Annotated in this window: 19 protein-coding genes and 2 pseudogenes; 19 read left to right on the top strand and 2 right to left on the bottom strand. The window is 67.6% G+C overall.

The features are described from left to right. The first annotated feature begins 3 nt into the window (after positions 1-3). From BMZ19_RS08610 to BMZ19_RS08535, 16 genes and pseudogenes are all read left to right on the top strand, one after another. Positions 4-1,761 (top strand): acyl-CoA dehydrogenase family protein, encoded by a 1,758-nt coding sequence (locus BMZ19_RS08610; RefSeq protein WP_090309811.1) that lies wholly within the window; start codon positions 4-6, stop codon positions 1,759-1,761. A 20-nt stretch (positions 1,762-1,781) separates the two neighbouring features. Further along, positions 1,782-2,497, top strand: a pseudogene (locus BMZ19_RS08605) (electron transfer flavoprotein subunit beta/FixA family protein). Continuing rightward, positions 2,497-3,447, top strand: a complete 951-nt coding sequence (locus BMZ19_RS08600; protein WP_090309808.1) for an electron transfer flavoprotein subunit alpha/FixB family protein — start codon at positions 2,497-2,499, stop codon at positions 3,445-3,447. The pseudogene BMZ19_RS08605 and the gene BMZ19_RS08600 overlap by 1 nt, the downstream one beginning before the upstream one ends. A 254-nt stretch (positions 3,448-3,701) precedes the next feature. Then, the gene (pcaH, locus tag BMZ19_RS08595) at positions 3,702-4,421 is read left to right on the top strand and encodes a protocatechuate 3,4-dioxygenase subunit beta (protein WP_090309803.1); all 720 of its coding nucleotides are present in this window, start codon (positions 3,702-3,704) and stop codon (positions 4,419-4,421) included. 14 nt (positions 4,422-4,435) lie between these two features. After that, a complete protein-coding gene (pcaG, locus tag BMZ19_RS08590; protein ID WP_090309801.1) occupies positions 4,436-5,026 on the top strand; it encodes a protocatechuate 3,4-dioxygenase subunit alpha in 591 nt (196 codons plus the stop codon). A gap of 141 nt (positions 5,027-5,167) precedes the next feature. Continuing rightward, entirely contained in the window at positions 5,168-6,244 is a 1,077-nt protein-coding gene (gene zapE / locus BMZ19_RS08585) for a cell division protein ZapE (RefSeq protein ID WP_090309798.1), read from the top strand. Further along, positions 6,238-7,188, top strand: a complete 951-nt coding sequence (locus tag BMZ19_RS08580) for an AEC family transporter (protein WP_090309795.1) — start codon at positions 6,238-6,240, stop codon at positions 7,186-7,188. The genes zapE and BMZ19_RS08580 overlap by 7 nt, the downstream gene beginning before the upstream one ends. A gap of 71 nt (positions 7,189-7,259) precedes the next feature. Continuing rightward, entirely contained in the window at positions 7,260-8,099 is an 840-nt protein-coding gene (locus tag BMZ19_RS08575) for an IclR family transcriptional regulator (RefSeq protein ID WP_090309792.1), read from the top strand. Positions 8,100-8,248: 149 nt separating this feature from the next. Further along, the gene (locus BMZ19_RS08570) at positions 8,249-9,106 is read left to right on the top strand and encodes a CoA transferase subunit A (RefSeq protein ID WP_090309789.1); all 858 of its coding nucleotides are present in this window, start codon (positions 8,249-8,251) and stop codon (positions 9,104-9,106) included. Beyond that, complete coding sequence (locus BMZ19_RS08565; RefSeq protein WP_090309786.1) at positions 9,106-9,891, top strand: CoA-transferase subunit beta; 786 nt, start codon at positions 9,106-9,108, stop codon at positions 9,889-9,891. The genes BMZ19_RS08570 and BMZ19_RS08565 overlap by 1 nt, the downstream gene beginning before the upstream one ends. Beyond that, complete coding sequence (pcaF, locus tag BMZ19_RS08560) at positions 9,888-11,093, top strand: 3-oxoadipyl-CoA thiolase (RefSeq protein ID WP_090309780.1); 1,206 nt, start codon at positions 9,888-9,890, stop codon at positions 11,091-11,093. Before BMZ19_RS08565 ends, pcaF begins: the two co-directional genes overlap by 4 nt. A gap of 190 nt (positions 11,094-11,283) precedes the next feature. Beyond that, complete coding sequence (locus tag BMZ19_RS08555; protein ID WP_425287162.1) at positions 11,284-12,672, top strand: 3-carboxy-cis,cis-muconate cycloisomerase; 1,389 nt, start codon at positions 11,284-11,286, stop codon at positions 12,670-12,672. A 10-nt stretch (positions 12,673-12,682) separates the two neighbouring features. Further along, positions 12,683-13,471: a 3-oxoadipate enol-lactonase gene (gene pcaD / locus BMZ19_RS08550; protein ID WP_090309773.1), complete on the top strand. Its 789-nt coding sequence runs from the start codon at positions 12,683-12,685 to the stop codon at positions 13,469-13,471. A 100-nt stretch (positions 13,472-13,571) separates the two neighbouring features. Then, a complete protein-coding gene (gene pcaC, locus BMZ19_RS08545) occupies positions 13,572-13,964 on the top strand; it encodes a 4-carboxymuconolactone decarboxylase (RefSeq protein WP_090309770.1) in 393 nt (130 codons plus the stop codon). A 217-nt stretch (positions 13,965-14,181) separates the two neighbouring features. Next, entirely contained in the window at positions 14,182-15,048 is an 867-nt protein-coding gene (locus BMZ19_RS08540; RefSeq protein WP_090309767.1) for a DMT family transporter, read from the top strand. 31 nt (positions 15,049-15,079) lie between these two features. Further along, on the top strand, positions 15,080-16,039 hold the full coding sequence (locus BMZ19_RS08535) for a Gfo/Idh/MocA family oxidoreductase (protein ID WP_090309764.1): 960 nt from the start codon (positions 15,080-15,082) through the stop codon (positions 16,037-16,039). Between the two features lie 9 nt (positions 16,040-16,048). On the opposite strand, the gene alkB is transcribed toward BMZ19_RS08535, so the two are convergent. Next, complete coding sequence (gene alkB, locus BMZ19_RS08530) at positions 16,049-16,726, bottom strand: DNA oxidative demethylase AlkB (RefSeq protein WP_090309761.1); 678 nt, start codon at positions 16,724-16,726, stop codon at positions 16,049-16,051. A gap of 937 nt (positions 16,727-17,663) precedes the next feature. On the opposite strand from alkB, the gene BMZ19_RS08520 reads away from it, so the two are divergent. Genes BMZ19_RS08520 through BMZ19_RS08510 form a run of 3 tightly spaced genes read left to right on the top strand, consistent with a single transcriptional unit; the run spans position 17,664 to position 19,681 of the window. After that, a complete protein-coding gene (locus BMZ19_RS08520; RefSeq protein WP_090309754.1) occupies positions 17,664-18,680 on the top strand; it encodes a hypothetical protein in 1,017 nt (338 codons plus the stop codon). A gap of 32 nt (positions 18,681-18,712) precedes the next feature. Further along, positions 18,713-19,156 (top strand): cupin domain-containing protein, encoded by a 444-nt coding sequence (locus BMZ19_RS08515; RefSeq protein ID WP_090309752.1) that lies wholly within the window; start codon positions 18,713-18,715, stop codon positions 19,154-19,156. Between the two features lie 18 nt (positions 19,157-19,174). Further along, on the top strand, positions 19,175-19,681 hold the full coding sequence (locus BMZ19_RS08510) for a hypothetical protein (protein WP_090309747.1): 507 nt from the start codon (positions 19,175-19,177) through the stop codon (positions 19,679-19,681). Between the two features lie 203 nt (positions 19,682-19,884). On the opposite strand, the pseudogene BMZ19_RS08505 reads toward BMZ19_RS08510, so the two are convergent. Continuing rightward, positions 19,885-20,751, bottom strand: a pseudogene (locus BMZ19_RS08505) (OprD family outer membrane porin); the annotation flags it as partial. Positions 20,752-21,169 lie beyond the last annotated feature (418 nt).

Below are 21,169 nucleotides of genomic sequence, written 5' to 3'. Positions count from 1 at the left end.
CCCATGTGGCACTACCAGGCACCGCTGCGCGACATGCGCTTCGTCATCGAGGAATGGCTGGCCGCGCCGGCCGACTGGCAACGGATGCCGGCCTTCGCCGCCCTGGACGGCGAGCTGGCTGCGCAGGTGGTCGAGGAAGCGGGACGCTTCGCTGGCGGCGTGCTGGCGCCGCTCAACGCCTCCGGCGACCGCCAGGGCTGCCGCTTCGACAACGGCCGGGTGACCACCCCGGACGGCTTCCCGGCCGCCTACCGCGCATTCGTCGACGGCGGCTGGGCGGCGCTGGCCTGCGCCGAGGCGGACGGCGGCCAGGGCCTGCCGCAGCTGCTCAACGCCGCGCTGCTGGAGATGATCTACTCGACCAACCATGCCTGGGCGATGTACCCCGGCATCGCCCACGGCGCCTACGAGTGCCTGCGCGCCCATGGCACGCCCGAGCTGCGCGAGCGCTACCTGGCGGACATCGTCAGCGGCGAGATCCTGCCGACCATGTGCCTGACCGAACCGCAGGCCGGCAGCGACGTCGGCCTGCTGCGCACCCGCGCCGAGCCGGCTGCGGACGGCAGCTACCGGATCACCGGCGGCAAGATCTTCGCTTCCGGCGGCGAGCACGACCTGACCGACAACATCCTCCATCTGGTGCTCGCCCGCCTGCCCGACGCGCCGCCGGGCAGCCGCGGCATCTCTCTGTTCCTGGTGCCCAAGCTGCTGCCCGACGGTCGCCACAACGCGGTGCGCTGCGACGGCATCGAGCACAAGCTGGGCATTCGCGGCAGCGCCACCTGCACGCTGAGCTTCGAGCAGGCCGAGGGCTGGCTGCTCGGCGAGCCGCACCGGGGCCTGGCGGCGATGTTCGTGATGATGAACTCGGCGCGCCTGCACGTCGGCCTGCAGGGCCTCGGCCACGCCGAGGCGGCCTGGCAGAACGCCGCGCAATACGCCGCCGAGCGCCGCCAGATGCGCGCGGTGCGCCGTCCGGAAGGGCGCGGCGAGGCACCGGCCGACCCGATCCACTACCACCCGGCCATGCGCCGCACCCTGCTCGAACTGCGCACCCTGACCGAGGGCATGCGCGCCCTCGGCTACTGGACGGCGCACCTGCTCGACCAGGCCGAGCAGGGCGCCGATCCGGCGCTGCGTGCGCAGGCGGAAAGCCGCGCCCAGCTGCTCACCCCGCTGGTCAAGGCGTTCTTCACCGAGCAGGGCTTTCGCCTGGCCAGCTCGGCGCTGCAGGTGTTCGGCGGCTACGGCTACGTGCAGGACTACGCCATCGAGCAGATTCTGCGCGACAGCCGCATCGCGATGATCTACGAGGGCAGCAACGAGATTCAGGCCAACGACCTGCTGCTGCGCAAGGTGCTCGGCGACGGCGGTGCCGCTCTGCGCGGCCTGCTGGAGCAGTTCCACGAGGAGGCCCGGACCGCGGCGGCCATTCCCGGCTGCCGCGACTTCGGCGCGGCGCTGGGGCAGTACAGCGACCGCCTGGCGACCGTCGTCGAGCAGCTGGTCGACGCCGCAGCGCAGGACCCGGAGCGGCCCTACCGGGCGGCGGGCGACTTCCTGCGCCTGCTCGGCCTGGTCGCCCTGGCCTTCGCCTGGACGCGCAGTGCGCGCCTGTGCCAGGGCCGCGAGGCGGACCTTTTCTACGCCACCAAACTGGAGTCGGCGGCGTTCTTCTTCGCCTACCTGCTGCCGGAAGCCGACCATCGCCTCGCGCTGATCGAGGCTAGTCGCCAGCCGCTGCCGTTCCTGCCCGAATGATCGAACAAGGAAAACCCCCGATGAAGATTCTGGTCACCGTCAAACGCGTGGTCGATTACAACGTCAAGGTTCGCGTCAAGGCGGACAATTCCGGCGTCGACCTGGCCAACGTCAAGATGTCGATGAACCCGTTCTGCGAGATCGCCGTGGAAGAAGCGGTGCGCCTCAAGGAAAAGGGCGTGGCGACTGAAATCGTTGCCGTCTCCGTTGGCCCGACCGCTGCCCAGGAACAGCTGCGCACCGCGCTGGCCCTCGGCGCCGACCGCGCCATCCTGGTCGAATCCGCCGACGAACTGAATTCCCTGGCCGTGGCCAAGCTGCTCAAGGCTGTGGTGGACACGGCTATGTAAGCGACAACAACCAGACCGGCCAGATGCTCGCCGCGCTGACCGGCTTCGCCCAGGGCACCTTCGCCTCCAGGGTCGAGGTCGCCGGCGACCAGGTCAACGTCACCCGCGAGATCGACGGCGGCCTGCAGACCGTGGCCCTGAAGCTGCCCGCCATCGTCACCACCGACCTGCGCCTCAACGAGCCGCGCTACGCCTCGCTGCCGAACATCATGAAGGCCAAGAAGAAGCCGTTGGACGTGCTGACTCCGGACGCCCTCGGCGTCTCCACCGCCTCGACGGTGAAGATCCTCAAGGTAGAGGCCCCGGCCGCGCGCAGCGCCGGCATCAAGGTCAAGTCGGTGGCCGAACTGGTCGAGAAACTGAAGAACGAAGCGAAGGTGATCTGATGGCCATTCTCGTCATTGCCGAACACAACAACGTCGCCCTGGCCGCGGCGACCCTCAACACAGTGGCTGCTGCCCAGCAGATCGGTGGCGATATCCACCTGCTGGTCGCCGGCAACGGCTGTGGCGCCCTTAGCGAGACCGCCGCCCAGGTCGCCGGCGTGAGCAAGGTGCTGCTCGCCGACAACGCCGCCTTCGCTCACCAACTGCCGGAAAACCTCGCGCCGCTGGTGGCCGAGCTGGTCTGCGGGACCTCGCCGGCCGCCTACAGCCACGTGCTGGCCGCCGCCACCACTACCGGCAAGAACGTGCTGCCGCGCGTCGCCGCGCTGCTGGACGTCGACCAGATCTCCGAGATCGTCAAGGTCGAGAGCCCGGACACCTTCCAGCGCCCGATCTACGCCGGCAACGCCATCGCCACCGTGCAGTCCAGCGCGTCGGTCAAGGTGATCACTGTGCGCAGCACCGGCTTCGATGCGGTGGCGGGCGAGGGCGGCAGCGCCGTCATCGAGGCTATCGCCGCTGGCACTGACGCCGGCATCTCCGCCTTCGTCGGCGAGGAGCTGGCCAAGTCCGAGCGTCCCGAGCTGACCGCCGCCAAGGTGGTGATCTCCGGCGGACGCGGCATGCAGAACGGCGACAACTTCCAGCTGCTGTACCAGCTGGCCGACAAGCTCGGCGCCGCCGTCGGTGCCTCGCGCGCCGCGGTGGATGCCGGGTTCGTGCCCAACGACCTGCAGGTGGGGCAGACCGGCAAGATAGTCGCCCCGCAGCTGTACATCGCCGTGGGCATCTCCGGCGCCATCCAACACCTTGCCGGCATGAAGGACTCGAAAGTGATCGTCGCGATCAACAAGGACGAGGAAGCACCGATCTTCCAGGTCGCCGACTACGGTCTGGTGGGCGACCTGTTCGACGCAGTGCCCGAGCTGGCGGGGGCGATCAACGGATAACCTTGCAGTGCACCCGCAGTCCCCAGCCTTGCCCGTGGCTGCGGGGCTGCGTCGCGGGCAAAGAGGCAGGCCGGTCAGTGACGACCGGCCTGCTGCGTTTCTGCGGTGGCGCTTTGCCGGTCGCTGGCAGAGCGCCTATTGATAACCATATGGTTATGGACAAAACAGTACAATTCAATTTCCTCAAGGCGGGGCGCCGGGCAGACTGACCTCACTCAGATCCGCTCCGACAACTCCAACAAGAGGAACGCAGCATGCACGACGCGGAAAACAGCCGGTTCGTCACCCGTGACCGCAACTGGCAACCGAAGGCCTACACCCCCGACTACAAGACCTCCGTGCCGCGCTCGCCGCGCCAGGCGCTGGTGAGCATCCCGCAGTCGATCTCCGAGACCACCGGGCCGGACTTCTCGCACCTCAAGCTCGGCAAGTACGACAACGACCTGCTGCTCAACTTCAACAACGGCGGCCTGCCGGTGGGCGAGCGCATCATCATGTTCGGCCGCGTGGTCGACCAGTACGGCCAGCCGATCCCGCACACCCTGGTGGAGATGTGGCAGGCCAACGCCGGCGGCCGCTACCGCCACAAAAACGACCGCTACCTGGCGCCGCTCGACCCCAACTTCGGTGGGGTCGGCCGCACCCTGACCGACGCCAACGGCAACTACTACTTCCGCACCATCAAGCCGGGTCCCTACCCGTGGCGCAACGGCCCGAACGAGTGGCGTCCGTCGCACATCCACGTGTCTATCGCCGGCCCGTCGATCTCCACCAAGCTGATCACCCAGATGTACTTCGAGGGCGATCCGCTGATTCCGAAGTGCCCGATCGTCCGCACCCTCGCCAATCCGGACGCCGTGCAGACCCTGATCGGTCGCCTGGACATGAGCATGGGCACGCCCATGGACAGCCTGGCCTACCGCTTCGACATCGTCCTGCGCGGTCAGCGCAAGACCCACTTCGAGAACCAGTGAGAGAGGAGCCGACCATGAACTTTGAATTGCTGCCGGAAACCCCTTCGCAGACTGCCGGCCCCTACGTGCACATCGGTCTGGCCCTGGCGGCCGCCGGCAACCCGACCCGTGACCAGGAAGTCTGGAACGAGATGGCCAAGCCCGGCGCCCCGGGCGAGCACATCACCCTGATCGGTCGCGTATTCGACGGCAACGGCCACCTGGTGCGCGACTCCTTCCTGGAGTTCTGGCAGGCCAACCACGAAGGCGTCTACGACTGCGCCTACGACCTGGAGAAGCCTTTCAACGGCTTCGGCCGTACCGCCACCACCTTCGACGCCGGCGAGTGGACCCTCAAGACCGTCAAGCCGGGCGCGGTGGGCAAGCAAGCGCCGCACATCAACGTGTCGCTGTTCGCCCGCGGGATCAACATCCAGCTGCAGACGCGCATCTACTTCGAGGACGAAACGGAGGCCAACGCCGAAGATCCGGTGCTCAACCTGATCGAGGCGGTGGAGCGTCGCCAGACCCTGGTGGCCAAGCGCTGCGAGGTCGACGGCAAGCTGGCCTACCGCTTCGACATCCGCATCCAGGGTGAAGGCGAGACGGTGTTCTTCGACTTCTGAGCAAGCTTCCGGCGTCGTGCTGCGGGCGTGCCGTAATGCGCCTGCGCGCCGCGCCGGAATCGTTGCACCGTTGCCTGCGCCATCCAGAACCCGCGATGTCCGGCATCGCGGGTTTGCCACGTTGAGGATTCCATTCGCGCCATGCCCGCCCGTTCCGCTTCCGCCAGCATTGCCAGCACCCTGCAGCAGCGTTTCGCCGAACAACTGGCCGAGCGCGGCCTGACGGCCGATCCCGCCCAGCAGGCCGCCTTCGCCCGCCTGGCCGCGTGGCTGCAGCACCAGCTCGGCGGGCGGCGCGGCTGGCTGCGCCGGCACAGCGGCGGCGTCTACCTGTGGGGTGGCGTCGGGCGCGGCAAGAGCCTGGTGCTCGACTGCTTCTTTGCTGCCGCACCGCTGGAAGCCAAGCGCCGCGTCCATTTCCACGCCTTCCTGCAGGACGTGCAGCAGCGCCTGCTGCGCTTCGTCGGCCAACCCGATCCGTTGGCGCTGGTCGCCCGCGAGCTGGCCGGCGAGGTGCGCCTGCTGTGCTTCGACGAGTTCCACGTGCACGACATCGGCGACGCCATCCTGCTCGGCCGCCTGCTGCAGCACCTGCTCCACGAACAGGTCGGCGTGGTGCTCACCTCCAACTATCCGCCCGCCGGGCTGTGCCCCAATCCGCTGTACCACGAGCGTTTCAAGCCGTTCATCCGCCTGCTGCAGCAGCGCCTCACCGTGCTCGAACTGGATGGCGGCCGCGACTACCGGCCGCTGAGCGCGCGCGACTGGGGCCGCTACTGCTGGCCTACGCCGGCTGCCGATACGCATCTGGCCGAGGAACTGGGGTTGACGCCGGACGGGGCAGGGGAGGTGCTGGTGGTCAACCGTCTGCGTCTGCAACCCTTGGCGCGCAGCCAGGACACCCTGTGGCTGGAGTTCGCCGCGCTGTTCGAGGTGCCCAGCGCCACCGCCGACTACCTGTGGCTGTGCCGGCACTTCACCTGTCTGGCGATCAGCGCCATCCCGTCGCTCGACCAGCGCTCGCTGGACGTGCAGCAGCGCTTCCTCAACTTCGTCGACATCGCCTACGACAGCGGCGTGCAGCTGTTGCTGGCCAGCGCCGTCAACCTCGACCAGTTGTGCGTGGCCCGTGCCCACGCCGACTTCGCCCGCACCCGCAGCCGCCTGGCGCAGCTGCGCCCGCTGCCGACTGACCACAGGGAGAGTCAGGCATGCTAGCCGTGCTCGGCGTCACCGCGCCGATCTTCATCCTCATCGCCCTCGGCTTCCTTTCCGTGCGCGGCGGCCTGATCGACCGCGGGCAGATCCGCGGCCTCGGCGCCTTCGTCATCAACTTCGCCCTGCCGGCGCTGGTGCTGCGGGCGCTGAGCGAGCGCAGCCTCGCCGAGGTGCTCGACGGCCCCTACCTGCTGGCCTACGCCCTGGCCTCGCTGGCGGTGTTCGCCGGCGGCTTGGCGGTGGCGCGCTGGCTGCGCGGCCAGGACCTGTCGGCCAGCGCCATCCTGGCGATGGGCATGGCGGTGCCCAACAGCGGCTTCATCGGTTACCCCATCGTGGCCATGGTGCTCGGCCCGACGGCGGCGCTGGCCATGGCCCTCGGCATGCTGGTGGAGAACCTGCTGATGATCCCGCTGGCCCTGGTGCTGGCCGAGATCGGCCAGCAGTCCGCCGCCAGCGGCCGGGCGCTGGTCCGCGAGACCGCCCTGCGCCTGCTGCGCAACCCGATGATCGCCGCCATCGCCCTCGGCCTCTTGCTGTCGCTGCTGGAGCTGCGCCTGCCGCCGCTGCTGTTCCGCGTGGTGGACATGCTGGCCGGCGCCTCGGCGCCGGTGGCGCTGTTCGTCATCGGCGGCACTCTCTACGGCCTCCGCCCGCGCGGCATGTGGGCGGACGTCGGGCAGACCGCCCTCGGCAAGCTGGTCCTCCACCCGCTGGCGCTGCTGCTCGCCTTCCTCCTGGTGCCGGACATCGATCCGCAGCTCAAGGTGGCCGGGCTGCTGTTCGCCAGTGCGCCGATGATGAGCATCTACCCGATCCTCGGCCTGCGCTTCGGCCTCGAGGAGCGCTGCGCCGCCTCGCTGGTGGCAGCCACGGTGCTGGCCTTCGTCACCATCAGCACGCTGATCGGCGTGCTCGGGCAGGCGGGTTACCTGCAGACCTGAACGGCGAGGTTTGCGATTATCGGACTGCGGTTCGATAATCGACGGACTTTCCCGCCCGCCCCGGAGGCCCCATGAGCGACCTGCAACCCACCCCGTCCGGCCTGGCGCCGCCCCCGCAGCAGCTGGCCGTCGAGCAGATCAAGGCGTACGCCGGCGATCCCAATTTCATGTCCTCGCTGGCCCGCGGCCTGGCGGTGATCAACGCCTTCCAGGAGCGCAAGCGCCACCTGACCATCGCCCAGATCAGCCACCGCACCGGCATCCCGCGCGCCGCGGTGCAGCGCTGCCTGTACACCCTGATGCAGCTCGGCTACGTCGCCACCGACGGGCGTACCTACGCGCTGCTGCCCAAGGTGCTGACCCTCGGCCACGCCTACCTGTCGTCGACGCCGCTGGCGGTGTCGGCGCAGCCGTTCCTCGACCGCATCAGCGAGCAGCTGCACGAGGCCTGCAACCTGGCCACCCTGGAGGGCGACGAGGTCCTCTACATCGCCCGCTCGGCGATTCCGCAGCGGCTGATCTCGGTCGACCTCAGCGTCGGCAGCCGCCTGCCGGCCTACTGCACCTCGATGGGCCGCATCCTCCTCGCCGCGCTGGACGACGACAGCCTGCGCGCCTACCTGGCGCGCGCCGACCTCAAGCCGCGCACCAGCCGCACCCTGCACACCCCGGAAGCGCTGTGGGAGTGCCTGATGCAGGTGCGCGAGCAGGGCTGGTGCATCGTCGACCAGGAACTGGAGCAGAGCCTGCGCTCGGTGGCCGTGCCGGTGCGCGACGCCAGCGGCCAGGTGCTGGCAGCGATGAACGTCAGCACCCACGCCGGACGGGTCAGCCGCCAGGAACTGGAGACGCGCTTCCTGCCGGTGCTGCTGAGTGGCAGCAAGGAGCTGGGCGCGCAGTTGTGGCGCTGAACGCGATGGCCATTGGTGGATGAAGTAATGTCCGATTATCGAACCAATCATCGATTATCGGATTGTTCTGCAGTGCTCGCTTCCCTACTGTTGACCTCACTGGCCGGCGCGATGCGCCGGACGACGTCAACCGAGCAAGAGCACAACCAATGGCCGAAATCCTCACCCTGCGCGAAGCCGTCCAGCGCTTCGTCAACGATGGCGATACCGTCGCCCTCGAAGGCTTCACCCACCTGATTCCGACTGCCGCCGGTCACGAGATCATCCGTCAGGGCAAGAAGGAGCTGACCCTGGTGCGCATGACCCCCGACCTGGTCTATGACCAGTTGATCGGTGCCGGCTGCGCCAGGAAGCTGATCTTCTCCTGGGGCGGCAACCCCGGCGTCGGCTCGCTGCACCGCCTGCGCGACGCGGTGGAGAAGCAGTGGCCGCACGCCCTGGAGATCGAGGAACACAGCCACGCCGACCTGGCCAACGCCTACGTCGCCGGCGCCTCCGGCCTGCCGTTCGCCGTGCTGCGCGCCTACGCCGGCTCCGACCTGCCCAAGGTCAACCCGCTGATCAAGCCGATCACCTGTCCGTTCACCGGCGAACAGCTGGTCGCGGTGCCCTCGGTGCGTCCGGACGTCACCGTGATCCACGCGCAGAAGGCCGACCGCAAGGGCAATGTGCTGGTGCAGGGCATCCTCGGCGTGCAGAAGGAAGCCGTGCTGGCCGCCAAGCGCGCCATCGTCACCGTGGAAGAGATCGTCGACGACCTCAACGCGCCGATGAACGCCTGCGTGCTGCCGACCTGGGCGCTGTCCGCGGTCTGCCTGGTGCCGGGCGGTGCCCATCCGTCCTACGCCCACGGCTACTCCGAGCGCGACAACCGCTTCTACCAGGCCTGGGATCCGATCGCCCGCAGCCGCGACACCTTCACCGCCTGGATCGACACCTATATCCGCGGCACCGCCGATTTTTCCGAGTTCCAGGCCAAGCTGGCCGCGCAGCAGGAGGCCAACTGATGAGCACCTACACCACCAACGAAATGATGACCGTGGCCGCCGCCCGCCGCCTGAAGAATGGCGCGGTGTGCTTCGTCGGCATCGGCCTGCCGTCCAAGGCCGCCAACCTGGCGCGCCTGACGTCCTCGCCGGACGTGGTGCTGATCTACGAATCGGGCCCGATCGGCGCCAAGCCGAGCGTGCTGCCGCTGTCCATCGGTGACGGCGAGCTGGCCGAAACCGCCGACACCGTGGTGCCCACCGGCGAGATCTTCCGCTACTGGCTGCAGGGCGGTCGCATCGACGTCGGCTTCCTCGGCGCGGCGCAGGTCGACAAGTTCGGCAACATCAACACCACCGTGGTCGGCGACTACTTCTCGCCGAAGGTGCGCCTGCCCGGCGCCGGCGGCGCCCCTGAAATCGCCGGCTCGGCGAAAGAGGTGCTGATCATCCTCAAGCAGGGTCATCGCAGCTTCGTCGACAAGCTCGACTTCATCACCTCGGTCGGCTTCGGCGAGGGCGGCGACCACCGCAAGCAGCTCGGTCTGCCGGGCAAGGGCCCGGTCGGCATCATCACCGACCTGTGCATCATGGAGCCGGAAGCCGGCACCAACGAGTTCATCGTCACCTCGCTGCACCCGGGCGTGACCCGCGAGCAGGTGATCGAGAACACCGGCTGGGCGATCCGCTTCGCCGACAATGTGGCCACCACCGCCGAGCCGACCGCCGTCGAGATGGACGCCCTGCGCGCCCTGGAAGCGCGCACCGCCGCCGCCCACGGCGGTCAGGTTGGGGGTGAGGCATGAGCCGCGACGTCTACATCTGCGACGCCGTGCGTACGCCCATCGGCCGCTTCGGCGGCGCGCTGGCCGCGGTGCGCGCCGACGATCTCGGCGCGATTCCGCTGAAGGCGCTGCTCGAGCGCAACCCGCAGCTCGATCCGGCGGCTATCGACGACGTGTTCTACGGCTGCGCCAACCAGGCCGGTGAGGACAACCGCAACGTCGCGCGCATGTCGCTGCTGCTCGCCGGCCTGCCGCCGAGCGTGCCGGGCGTGACCCTCAACCGCCTGTGTGCCTCGGGCATGGACGCGGTGGGCAGCGCCTTCCGTGCCATCGCCAGCGGCGAGATGGAGCTGGCCATCGCCGGCGGCGTTGAGTCGATGAGCCGTGCGCCCTTCGTGATGGGCAAAGCCGACAGCGCCTGGTCGCGCAACATGAAGATCGAAGACACCACCATGGGCTGGCGCTTCGTCAACCCGCTGCTCAAGGCCCAGTACGGCGTCGAGGCCATGCCGCAGACCGCCGACAACGTGGCCGAGGAGTTCGGCATCTCGCGCGCCGACCAGGACGCCTTCGCCCTGCGCAGCCAACAGCGCGCCGGTCGCGCCCAGGCTGACGGCTTCTACGCCGAGGAAATCGTCCTGGTGGTGATCAAGGGCAAGAAGAGCGACAGCGTGGTGGCCAGCGACGAGCATCCGCGTCCGGACACCACTCCCGAAGCCCTGGCCAAGCTCAAGCCGGTCAACGGCGAGGGCAAGACCGTCACCGCCGGCAACGCCTCGGGCATCAACGACGGCGCCGCCGCGATGATCCTGGCTTCCGCCGAGGCGGTGGCCAAGTACGGCCTCAAGCCGCGCGCCAAGGTGCTCGGCATGGCGGCCGCCGGCGTTGCGCCGCGGGTGATGGGCATCGGCCCGGTGCCGGCGGTGCGCAAGCTGTGCGAGCGTCTGAATCTCGCGGTCGCCGACTTCGACGTCATCGAGCTGAACGAAGCCTTCGCCGCCCAGGGTCTGGCCTGCCTGCGCGAGCTGGGCATCGCCGACGACGACGCGCGGGTCAACCCGAACGGCGGCGCCATCGCCCTCGGCCACCCGCTGGGCATGAGCGGCGCGCGCCTGGTGCTGACCGCCCTGCATCAGCTGGAGAAGTCCGGCGGCAAGCTGGGCCTGGCCACCATGTGCATCGGCGTCGGCCAGGGTCTGGCCCTGGCCATCGAGCGGGTGTAACGGCCACAGCGGAGTAGGGTCCGTAGGGGCGAATTCATTCGCCTTGGCGGGGCATGTGGGCGAATGAATTCGCCCCTACAGCGGATCGAGCCGCGGGGTAGGGTGGACAGAGGCACAGCCTTGTCCGTCCTACGCTTGCCCGCGGCTCCGCCGACTCCGCGCTGGACCCCGCCGCGCCGCGCTGCCAACCTTGGTCCTATCCCAACGCTCACAGGATGACACCGTCTTGAGCAACCAACTGTTCGATGCCTACTTCACCAGCGCGCCGATGCGTGCGGTATTCTGCGACCGGGGCCGGCTGCAGGGCATGCTCGACTTCGAGGCCGCGCTGGCGCGCGCCGAGGCGGCGGTCGGGCTGATCCCGGCTTCCGCCGTGGCGCCCATCGCCGGCGCCTGCCGCGCCGAACTCTACGACGTGCCGGCGCTGGCCACCGCCATCGCCACGGCCGGCAACTCGGCGATCCCGCTGGTCAAGGTCCTCGGCCGGCAGATCGCCGCCGTCGATGCCGAGGCCGAGCGCTACGTGCACCTCGGCGCCACCAGCCAGGACGCCATGGACAGCGGCCTGGTGCTGCAACTGCGCGCCGCCGTCGCCATTTTCGAAACCGAGCTGGCCGCGCTGGCCGAGGATCTCGCCGTGCAGGCCGAGCGCCACGCCGCCACACCGCTGGCCGGGCGCACCTGGCTGCAGCACGCCACCCCGGTGACCCTCGGTATGAAGCTGGCCGGCCTGCTCGGCGCGCTCACCCGCCAGCGCCAGCGCCTGGCCGAATTGAAGCCGCGCCTGCTGGTGCTGCAGTTCGGCGGCGCCGCCGGCACCCTGGCCGCCCTTGGCGAGCAGGCCCTGCCGGTGTCCGAGGCGCTGGCCCGCGAACTGGACCTGACCCTGCCCGAGCAGCCCTGGCACACCCAGCGCGACCGTCTGGTCGAGTTCGCCGGCTGGCTCGGCCTGCTCGCCGGCACCCTCGGCAAGCTTGGCCGCGACCTCAGCCTGCTGATGCAGACCGACGTCGGCGAGGCGTTCGAGCCGTCCGCGCCGGGCAAGGGCGGTTCCTCGACCATGCCGCACAAGCGCAACCCGGTCGGTGCCGCCGTGCTGATCGCCGCTGCCACCCGCGCGCCGGGGCTGGTCGCCACCATGCTCAGCGCCATGCCGCAGGAGCACGAACGCAGCCTCGGCCTCTGGCATGCCGAGTGGGAAACCCTGCCCGAGCTGTGCTGCCTGCTGTCCGGCGCGCAGCAACAGGCGCGCCTGCTGCTGCCGGGGCTGGAAGTGGATGCCGCGCGCATGCGTGAAAACCTCGATCTGACCCGCGGCCTGGTGCTGGCCGAGGCGGTGAGCATCGCCCTGGCCCAGCGCCTTGGCCGCGAACGCGCCCACCATCTGGTCGAGCACTGCTGCCGCCAGGCGGTCAACGAAAGCCGCCACCTGCGCGCCGTGCTCGGCGCCAACGCCGAGGTCAGCGCCGAGCTGTCCGCCGCCGAACTGGATCGCCTGCTCGATCCCGCCCATTACCTTGGCCTGGCGCAGAGCTGGGTCGCCCGTGCCGTGGCCGAACACCGCGCCACCCACAGCTAAGGAGTCTTCCATGCCGACCGTGCAACTCGCCGATGGCGCTCTCAACTACCAACTGGATGGCCCGGCCGGCGCGCCGGTGCTGGTGCTGTCCAACTCGCTGGGCACCGACCTGCACATGTGGGAGGCGCAGATCCCGGCCTTCGCCGAGCAGTTCCGCGTGCTGCGCTTCGACACTCGCGGTCACGGCGACTCGCTGGTGACCGAGGGTCCGTACAACATCGAGCAGCTCGGCCGCGACGTGCTGGCCCTGCTCGACGCCCTGGACATCCAGAAGTTCTCCTTCTGCGGCCTGTCCATGGGCGGCCTGATTGGCCAGTGGCTGGGCATCAACGCCGGCGCGCGCCTGGACAAGCTGGTGCTGTGCAACACCGCAGCGAAGATCGGCACTGACGAGGTGTGGAACACTCGCATCGAGACCGTGCTGGCCGGTGGAGCGCAGGCCATGCGCGACCTGCGCGACGCCTCCATCGCCCGCTGGTTCACCGCCGAGTTCGCGAGCTCCGATCCGGCCAAGGCCGAGCCCATCGTCGGCATGCTGGCGCAGACCTCGCCCGAGGGCTACGCCGCCAACTGCGCCGCGGTGCGCGATGCCGACTACCGCGAGCAGATCGCTGCGATCAGCGTGCCGACCCTGATCGTCTGCGGCAGCTTTGATGCGGTGACCACCCCCGAGCACGGCCGCTTCATGCAGGAGCGCATCCCGGGCGCCGAACTGGTCGAGTTCCACGCCGCGCACCTGTCCAACGTCGAGGCCGGCGACGCCTTCACCCAGGCGGTGCTGGCGTTCCTCAGCAAGTAAGACGGGGAGGGTGGGCGTACTCGCCCGCCCATGCCGTTCACCCTTATTTTGGCGTACCGCTCGCGAGCGGGTGCGCCCCCATCTCGCAATGGAGCCAGCAATGGACGAAAAACAACGCTACGAAGCCGGCATGCAGGTACGCCGCGCGGTGCTCGGCGATGCCCATGTCGACCGCAGCCTGAAGAACGTCACCGAGTTCAACGGCGAGTTCCAGGAAATGATCACCCGCCACGCCTGGGGTGATATCTGGACCCGCCCGGGCCTGCCGCGCCACACCCGTAGTCTGATCACCATCGCCATGCTGATCGGCATGAACCGCGAGGGCGAGCTGAAGCTGCACCTACGCGCCGCGCGCAACAACGGTGTGACCCGCGACGAGATCAAGGAAGTGCTGCTGCAGAGCGCCATCTACTGCGGCATCCCGGCGGCCAACGCCACCTTCCACCTCGCCGAGGAAGTGTGGAACGAGTTGGGCGTCGAGTCGCTGGAGTGACGGAGGCGGGGGCGATGAAGCCGTTTTCCCGGCCTGTAGGGGCGAGTTCATTCGCCAAATATCCCCCCAAAGGCAAATGAATCCGCCCCTGCAGGGATCGATCAGGCGGTCGGGCGGACTACATGGTTAATAAGTTAACATTGCCCGCTGCGCCCGCCACCGTCCGCCCGGACGGCCCGCTCCCCCCTGCCTACCTGACCAGGAACCCTTCTCCCGGATGGCCATATCCCGCCCGCTCAAGGGCATCCTGCTGACCTGCGCCGCCGTGCTCGCCTTCGCCTCGCTGGACAGCCTGTCGAAGTACCTCACCACGTTCAACAGCGTGCTGATGATCCTCTGGGTGCGCTACCTGTCGCAGAGCCTGCTGCTCGCCACCTGGCAGTTGTCGCGCCACGGCCTGCGCGTGCTCAAGGTCAACTGTCCCGGCTTGCAGGTGCTGCGCGGCCTGTCGCTGCTTGCCATCAGTCTGTTCTTCCTCTCCGCCCTGAGCCTGCTGCCGATCGGCGAGGCCACTGCGGTGCATTTCCTGTCGCCGCTGCTGGTGATCCTGCTGGCGATCCCGCTGCTCGGCGAGCGCGCCAGCCTCGGCCACTGGCTGGTGGTCGGCCTCGGCTTCGCCGGCGTGCTGATCATCGTCCGCCCAGGCGGCGGCCTGCTCACCCCGGCCATGCTCCTGCCGGTGGCCTCGGCCACCTGCTACGCGGTGTTCCAGCTACTGACCCGGCGCATAGGCATCCGCGACAGCGCGGCTACCACCAACCTGGTCACCGGCCTGGTCGGCGCCGTGTGCCTGAGCCTGATGCTGCCGTGGTTCTGGAGCGGCCTCCCAGAGTGGCCGCAGCTGCTGGGCATGGTCTCCCTCGGGGTGATCGCCGTCGGCGGGCACATGCTGCTGACCATCGCATTCCAGTACAGCTCGCCGGTGCTGCTGGCGCCGTTCAGCTACCTGCAGATCTTCTTCGCCGTGCTGTACGGCTTCGTCCTGTTCGACCATGCGCCGGACTCCGGTGCGCTGCTGGGCATGGGCGTGATCGCCCTAAGCGGTCTGGGCAGTGCCTGGCTGCAGGCCCGGCGCCGGCGCTGACCTGCGCGCCCCATTACCCGAGGAGTCGACGATGTCTGCTGCCACCCCCATCCGTATCCTGATCGCTGGTGAAGGCGCCATCGCCGGCATCCACCTGCAGGCCCTGCACGAGATCGGCGGTGCCGAGGTGGTCTGTGTCGCCGGCGGCGTGGCCGCCGACACCGCGGCCTTCGCCGCCCAGTGGGGCATCCCCGAGTACTCGCAGGATTTCGCTGCGAGCCTCGCGCGCGACGACATCGACGCCGTGATCCTCGCCAGCCCCAGCCCGCTGCATGCCGAGCAGGCCAGCGCGGCCATCGCCGCCGGCAAGCACGTGCTGGCCGAGATCCCCATGAGTCTTAACCTGTCCGATGCCGAGCGTCTCAGCGCCGAGGCCGCCGCGACCGACAAGGTGTGCATGGTCGCCCACACCCGCCGCTTCAGCGCGCCGCACGTCGAGCTGAAGCGGCGCATCGCGGCCGGCGAGTTCCACCTGCAGCACCTGGTGGCCGAGACGTACTTCCTGCGCCGCGACAACCGCAACATGTTCGGCAAGCCGCGTAGCTGGACCGACTGCCTGCTCTGGCATCACGCCTGCCACAGCGTCGACCTGTTCGCCTGGCTGCTGGACGATGCCGAGCTGGAGGTGTGGGGCAGTGCCGGCCCGCGCCACCCCGAGCTGGGCATCCCGATGGACATGAACATCGGCCTGCGTGCGCGCAGCGGGGCGATGGCCAGCCTGGTGCTGTCGTTCAACAACCGTGGCCCGATCGGCGGCCACTACCGCTACATCGGTGAGGAAGCCACCCTGCTGGCCTACCGCGACGAGCTGAAGGACCACGAGGGCGTGCTGCAGAGCGTCCCCGCCGGCAGCAGCTTCGCCCGCCAGGACGCCGAATTCCTCGCCGCCATCCGCGAAGGCCGCACGCCCGAATCCTCCTTCGCCGCCTGCCTGCCGACCATGCGCCTGCTCGATAAGCTAGACAGGGCGATGGGGGTCACCCCGCACTGAGTGCGAGATTCACCCTGCCTTGCGCAGGGTGAAATTGATCCGCTGCGCGCCCAGTAGCGGATGCACCGCTTCCCTGATCGGCAATATGCCGTGAAAGCGCAAACGATCCTCGCCGCCCCACACCACCACGTCGCCGTGCGCCAGCGGCACCCGTTGCGCAGTCTCGCGGCGCGTGTGGCCGCCGAACAGGAACACCGCCGGGATGCCCAGCGACACCGAGACTATGGGGTGTTCGAAGCTGCGCTCGTCGCGGTCCTGGTGCAGGCTCATGCGCGTGCCCGGCAGGTAGCGGTTGACCAGGCAGGCGTCCGGCGAGAAATCCGCAAAGCCTGCGGCGGCCGCCGCCTCGCGTGCCAGACGTTGGAACGCCTTTGGCATCGCCGGCCACGGCTGGCCGCTCAGCGGGTCGAGCGGACTGTAGCGATAGCCGCCGCGGTCGCTGATCCAGCCCAGCACGCCGCAGTTGGTCAGCGCCACCGACATCGACTGTCCGCCGGGCGTGACCATGTGCCGGAACGGCGCCGCCGTCTCGACCGCTGTCAGCGCCGGCAGCAACTCGTCGACGAAAGGCAGGGCGAAGCCGCGCAGCAGCAGGGCCTGCGCGCCCAGGCGTTCCTCGCGGGGCAGTTCGGCGGGCGCTTCGCCGAACAGGTCTGGGGTGAAGGGGGGCGGGGGACGATGTGGCATGGGCGGAGCTCCGGGCGACGGGTAAGTGCAGGTTCTGTCACGCTACCGCTGCTGCGGGGCCGGTGGCGGTTGCCCTGTCGGCTATGCTCCAGCTCACATCTGGAAGACTCCGAAGGCGGTGGGTTGGCTCGGCTGGGAGGTGGCGCTATGGCAGATAGTAAAACTCACTGGCTGGACGCATATGCCGAATCAGCATCGCTTCGAGGATGGTCCTCGGCAACACGATGGCTTGCAAGCATCTAGACTCGGATGACCATTTCTCGAGACCAAGGCTCATGCTCCCACCATGCCACGGGCTCTGCCTGATCCGTCTTTTTCCGGTCATGCTGGCTTGCGTGGTTGGCATGAATGGCTGCACCACCGGGCAACGGTTTCTTTCGCAGCCCCCTGAGCCGGCCCTGTCCCGGGCCTCGGCCCCGGTCCGGGCCCCGGCTTCCGCTGAGTTGCCCTACTATGCAAGCCGGCCGGACCTCAAGGTTTACAGTGCTCCCAGGCGTGGTTCACGAGTGCTGGCCACTTTGACTCGCCACCAAAAAGTACTCCGTAGCGAGGTTCGGCGTGGCTACGCTCGAATTCGCACCCCGGACGGCTGCATACAGGGTTGGGTCGATAATGGTCTGCTCATCTGGCGCCTGCCGGCTTCCAAGCCGTCTGGTACTGGCACCGCGGCGGTCAAGTACGCTCCTCTGCCTGCTCCACCCGCAAGCTCAGCTGAATTGGCAGCCCCGGCAGAGCAGGCGGCTCCAGCAGAGCAGGCAGCACCAGTAGAGCCAGCAGCCCTGGCAGAGCAGGCAGCTCCAGTTGAGCCGGCAGCTCTGGCAGAGCGGGCAGCCCCAGCTGAAACCTCCCCGCCAGCCGAGAATGCCGATGGTTTACAGGCCAGGCCTGGTGCCGAGGTATTCGATAGATTCTGAGCCGTTGGGCCCCGAGGTTTGCGATGAGTGAGAAACAAGCGGGGTTGCTTTCTGGCTGGCGGGGACTCGTCGGACGTTTCTCCGTGGCAGTAATAAGTCTGACTTTGGTTGCTATTGTGCTGACTGGCTACCTTTTCACTCTGATCGACGATCTGCGCGTGAATCGAGTGGTCAACAGCGTGCTTGACGAACAACTTGCTCACTTGCCCAACACCGCCTTGACCAGCGTGGAGCTCAATCCCACAACGAAGGGGGTGAGCATCATCGCTTCCGTGGATACCCCGCAGATTCTCGAGCCATACATGGCGAAGGTAATCGAAGAGCATCTTTCTGCGCAGCTCGGGCAACCAGTGCAGCTCTTCATGCGCTGCAAGGTCACGAAGGTTATTAGCGCAACCGGCTCGACCAATATCCGCCCCTATCTGAACCTCGATGGCAAGGTAAGTCATGTCCAGTTGACCCCACCGATGGCCCTGCTCCAGCAGGCAGAGCAGATCGCCCGCGAGGCTTTGGCGGGCCAGGATTACCTACATCTTGACGATATCAGTCTGGTTGAGCTCGATTCCGGCCCGGTTCTGGTCATGGCCATCCAGAGCCCGCGTGAGCCCAGTGCGGAAAGAGTCGAGAATTTCCAGAAATTCCTTCAGGAGCGTCTGCAAAATAGCAATATACAAGTGGGCATTCGTCGCATCTCAACCAGTGAGGTGAGTGCCAAGGGACCTGTGATTCTAGGTGCGGCACACTACGGTGCTCTTGACGAAGGGCAGCGGCAGATACAGGCACAGATCGAAAGCCTTCTGACTCGCTCGATCATGGACAAGTCAAACTTCTATGTGCAGGCCATCGATGCGGCGCCTGCAGGAGAGTCCTGGATCGTACGTGGATTGGTTGCAGGACCCAATGTTTTAAGTCCAGCAGACATCAAGGCTCTGCAAGACGCTGTCAAGCGTGAGCTAAACCAGAAGGTAGATCTGAAGATTCTCAGCCGTGTGGAGCTCGAGGTGGGGGAAGAAGGGTACCAGTCTCCACCGATACGCTGAGTCGAGATCCGTCTTTCGTGAAGGAAACAGCCATGGCCGCAGACGAGCGCAAGGTGCAGGGCATACGCCCCGAGAGCGAGGTCATGACCCGCCAGCATCTTCCCTATTTCGTCGGCATCTCGGGGCAGACGGTCGGGGCGCAGGGGCTGTCCATGCACTTGGTGGTCATCCCGCCTGGCGGGCGGGCCGAGCCGCACATCCACGTCGGTTACGAGACGGGCATCTACGTGCTCGAGGGCCGCGTCCTCACCCGCTGGGGCATGGCGCTGGAGAACGAGATCGTCAGCGAAGCGGGGGAGTTCCTGTTCGTTCCACCCGGCGTGCCACACGAGGCGATCAATCTCAGTGCTAGCGAGCCGGCCCGCGCGGTGGTGGCGCGCAACGATCCGGCCGAGCAGGACAGGGTCGAGCCCTATGTGCCAACAGAAAAGCCGGCCAGCCAGGTGATTGACCCTGCGCCTGCGTTCGACTCGTGAGGTCAACCATCAGGAGCCATGACTCAAGCCATGCTCAGCCCCTTCCGGCAACTCTGCGCCGAGCTGACCGCAGTGCTGACCCCCGTGCTGGTGGCCTCCGGTTACCGCGCGCCCGGCATCCCCTTCGATCGTCATACCGTCCGCTATGAGTTCCAGCGCGAGGGGTTGGCCGGGCGGGAGATCATCGCGATCCTGTTCAACCGCAGGCGCAGCGCCGCGTTCAGTGTGCAGCTGTTCATCGAGCCGCCGCAGGGGTTGGCGGAGCTGGAGGCGCGCGGTGGCACGCTGGTCCTCGGCACGCTGTCGCCAAGCCGCACCCTGTGGCCGTTCCCGGTCAGGGCATTCGGCCAGAACCGGTCGCGGCTCTCACGGCTGTGGGACAGGGCGGCGGTGACGCCTGGTGAGGCAGTCCGGGCCTTCCTGGCGCTGCTGCCGGAGGTCGAGGCCTGGTGGCGCCACCCTGGAAGTAGCCCACACATCGTCGCCGGGACGCTCCATTATCCCGGCAGACAGGGTAAGGCCTGACCTGCTGCGCGAGTCGTGCGGGTTGCCACGCAGCTTCGGGGGACTGGCCACGACCTTTGCCGGACAGGTTTGCCGCAGGGGATGCCTTGGCTTCCCGCCAAGCAACCCCGGACGAAAAAAAACCCGTCTCATGGACGGGCGCAAGAGGGACAAGATCCCAAGGAGACGGCCACCGCTGCCACTGCGGCCGGTGTTGCACGCGATCAGAAGATGTTCAGCGGATAGTTGACGATCAGGCCGTGTCGTCGAAGTCGGTGCCGTTGCTCACCCAGTTCTTGCGGATGCTCGAGGTGCGCCACTTGACGTTGAGGGCCTTCAGCGGGCCGTCCTGCACGGTGTAGGCCAGCTCGATGTCGCGGATCCACTCCTCGCCGTCGTCGATGCTGGCGTTGACGTCGATGTCGTCGCCCTTGATGTAGCGCACCATGCTGACCAGACCAGGGAACGCCGAGGGCGGCGAAGTCGTAGTCGTAGCGCACCTGCGCGGAGCGCTCGTCGGGGTTGTCGAAGCTGGCGTTGAAGCTGTCGTTGGCCAGGGTGCCGCCGCTGGTGCTGTTGACGCGCATCCAGGCGTTGTCGCCGCTGACCTTCTGCGGGCCGACGTAGAAGGTGTGGGCGCCGTACTTGGCGGAGAACAGGCCGGAGGCGGTCTTGTTGTCCAGCTCGCCGGCCTTCTCGCTGCCGTCCTCGCCGCCGATGAAGTAGACGAGGTTGGCGCCTAGGGTCCAGTCGCCGACCGGCTGGCTGTGCACCAGGTTGAATTACTGCTGGTTGTAGACATCCTGCAGCTCGGCGTACCAGGCGCCGACCAGGATGCGCTCCTGGTTGAAGCGCTACTCGCCGCCGTGCAGGGTCAGCCCGGCGATCTCCTTCGAGGTCAGCATGCCGCCCTGGAAGGTCTGCGGCAGCGAGCGGCCGTCGTCGGAGCGCAGGATCGGCAGAACCGGGATCATCTCGCCGACCTTCAGCTCGGTGTTGGACAGCTTGGCCTTGCCGGCCACCGCCAGGCGGCCGAAGTCGTCGGCCGGCTTGCTGTCGTCGTGGATCGGCAGCAGCTGGGTGCCGCGGGTGCGACAAACCCATTGGCATCGGCTTGTGCCGTCAGCAGGTCTGCTTGCCTGTCGTCGGCTTGGCTTCCGATGGGCCGTTTGGCTAGGCGGTGCACAACCTAGGCGCGGTTGCGGTGGCGTTGCGCAACCGTCGTTGCTCCCCCGTTCAGCCCGAATCGACACTCTCCTGACGCGTGAAATCTTCGATTTTCTTACCCATGCCGGAAGCGGTTTTGCCTCCCCTTGGGCGCTTCCTATGTGGTTTTGTCGCTCTCGGCAAGGACGGGTAATGTCCAGGGTTGTCGATAATTTAAGGTTTTTCTCGGATTTTTTTGGGTTTTTACCGGATTTATAGCCTTGCATGCATTCTCGAAAGCTGCGGCTTGACTCGGTGTGGCACGGTTTGGATTTCGAAAAAAATTAGTTGACGATTCAAGTG

This window comes from Pseudomonas linyingensis (genome assembly GCF_900109175.1).
Taxonomy (GTDB): Bacteria; Pseudomonadota; Gammaproteobacteria; order Pseudomonadales; family Pseudomonadaceae; genus Geopseudomonas; species Geopseudomonas linyingensis.
The sequence above is the reverse complement of the archived record's forward strand: the minus strand, read 5'-3'. Positions and strand labels throughout refer to the sequence as shown.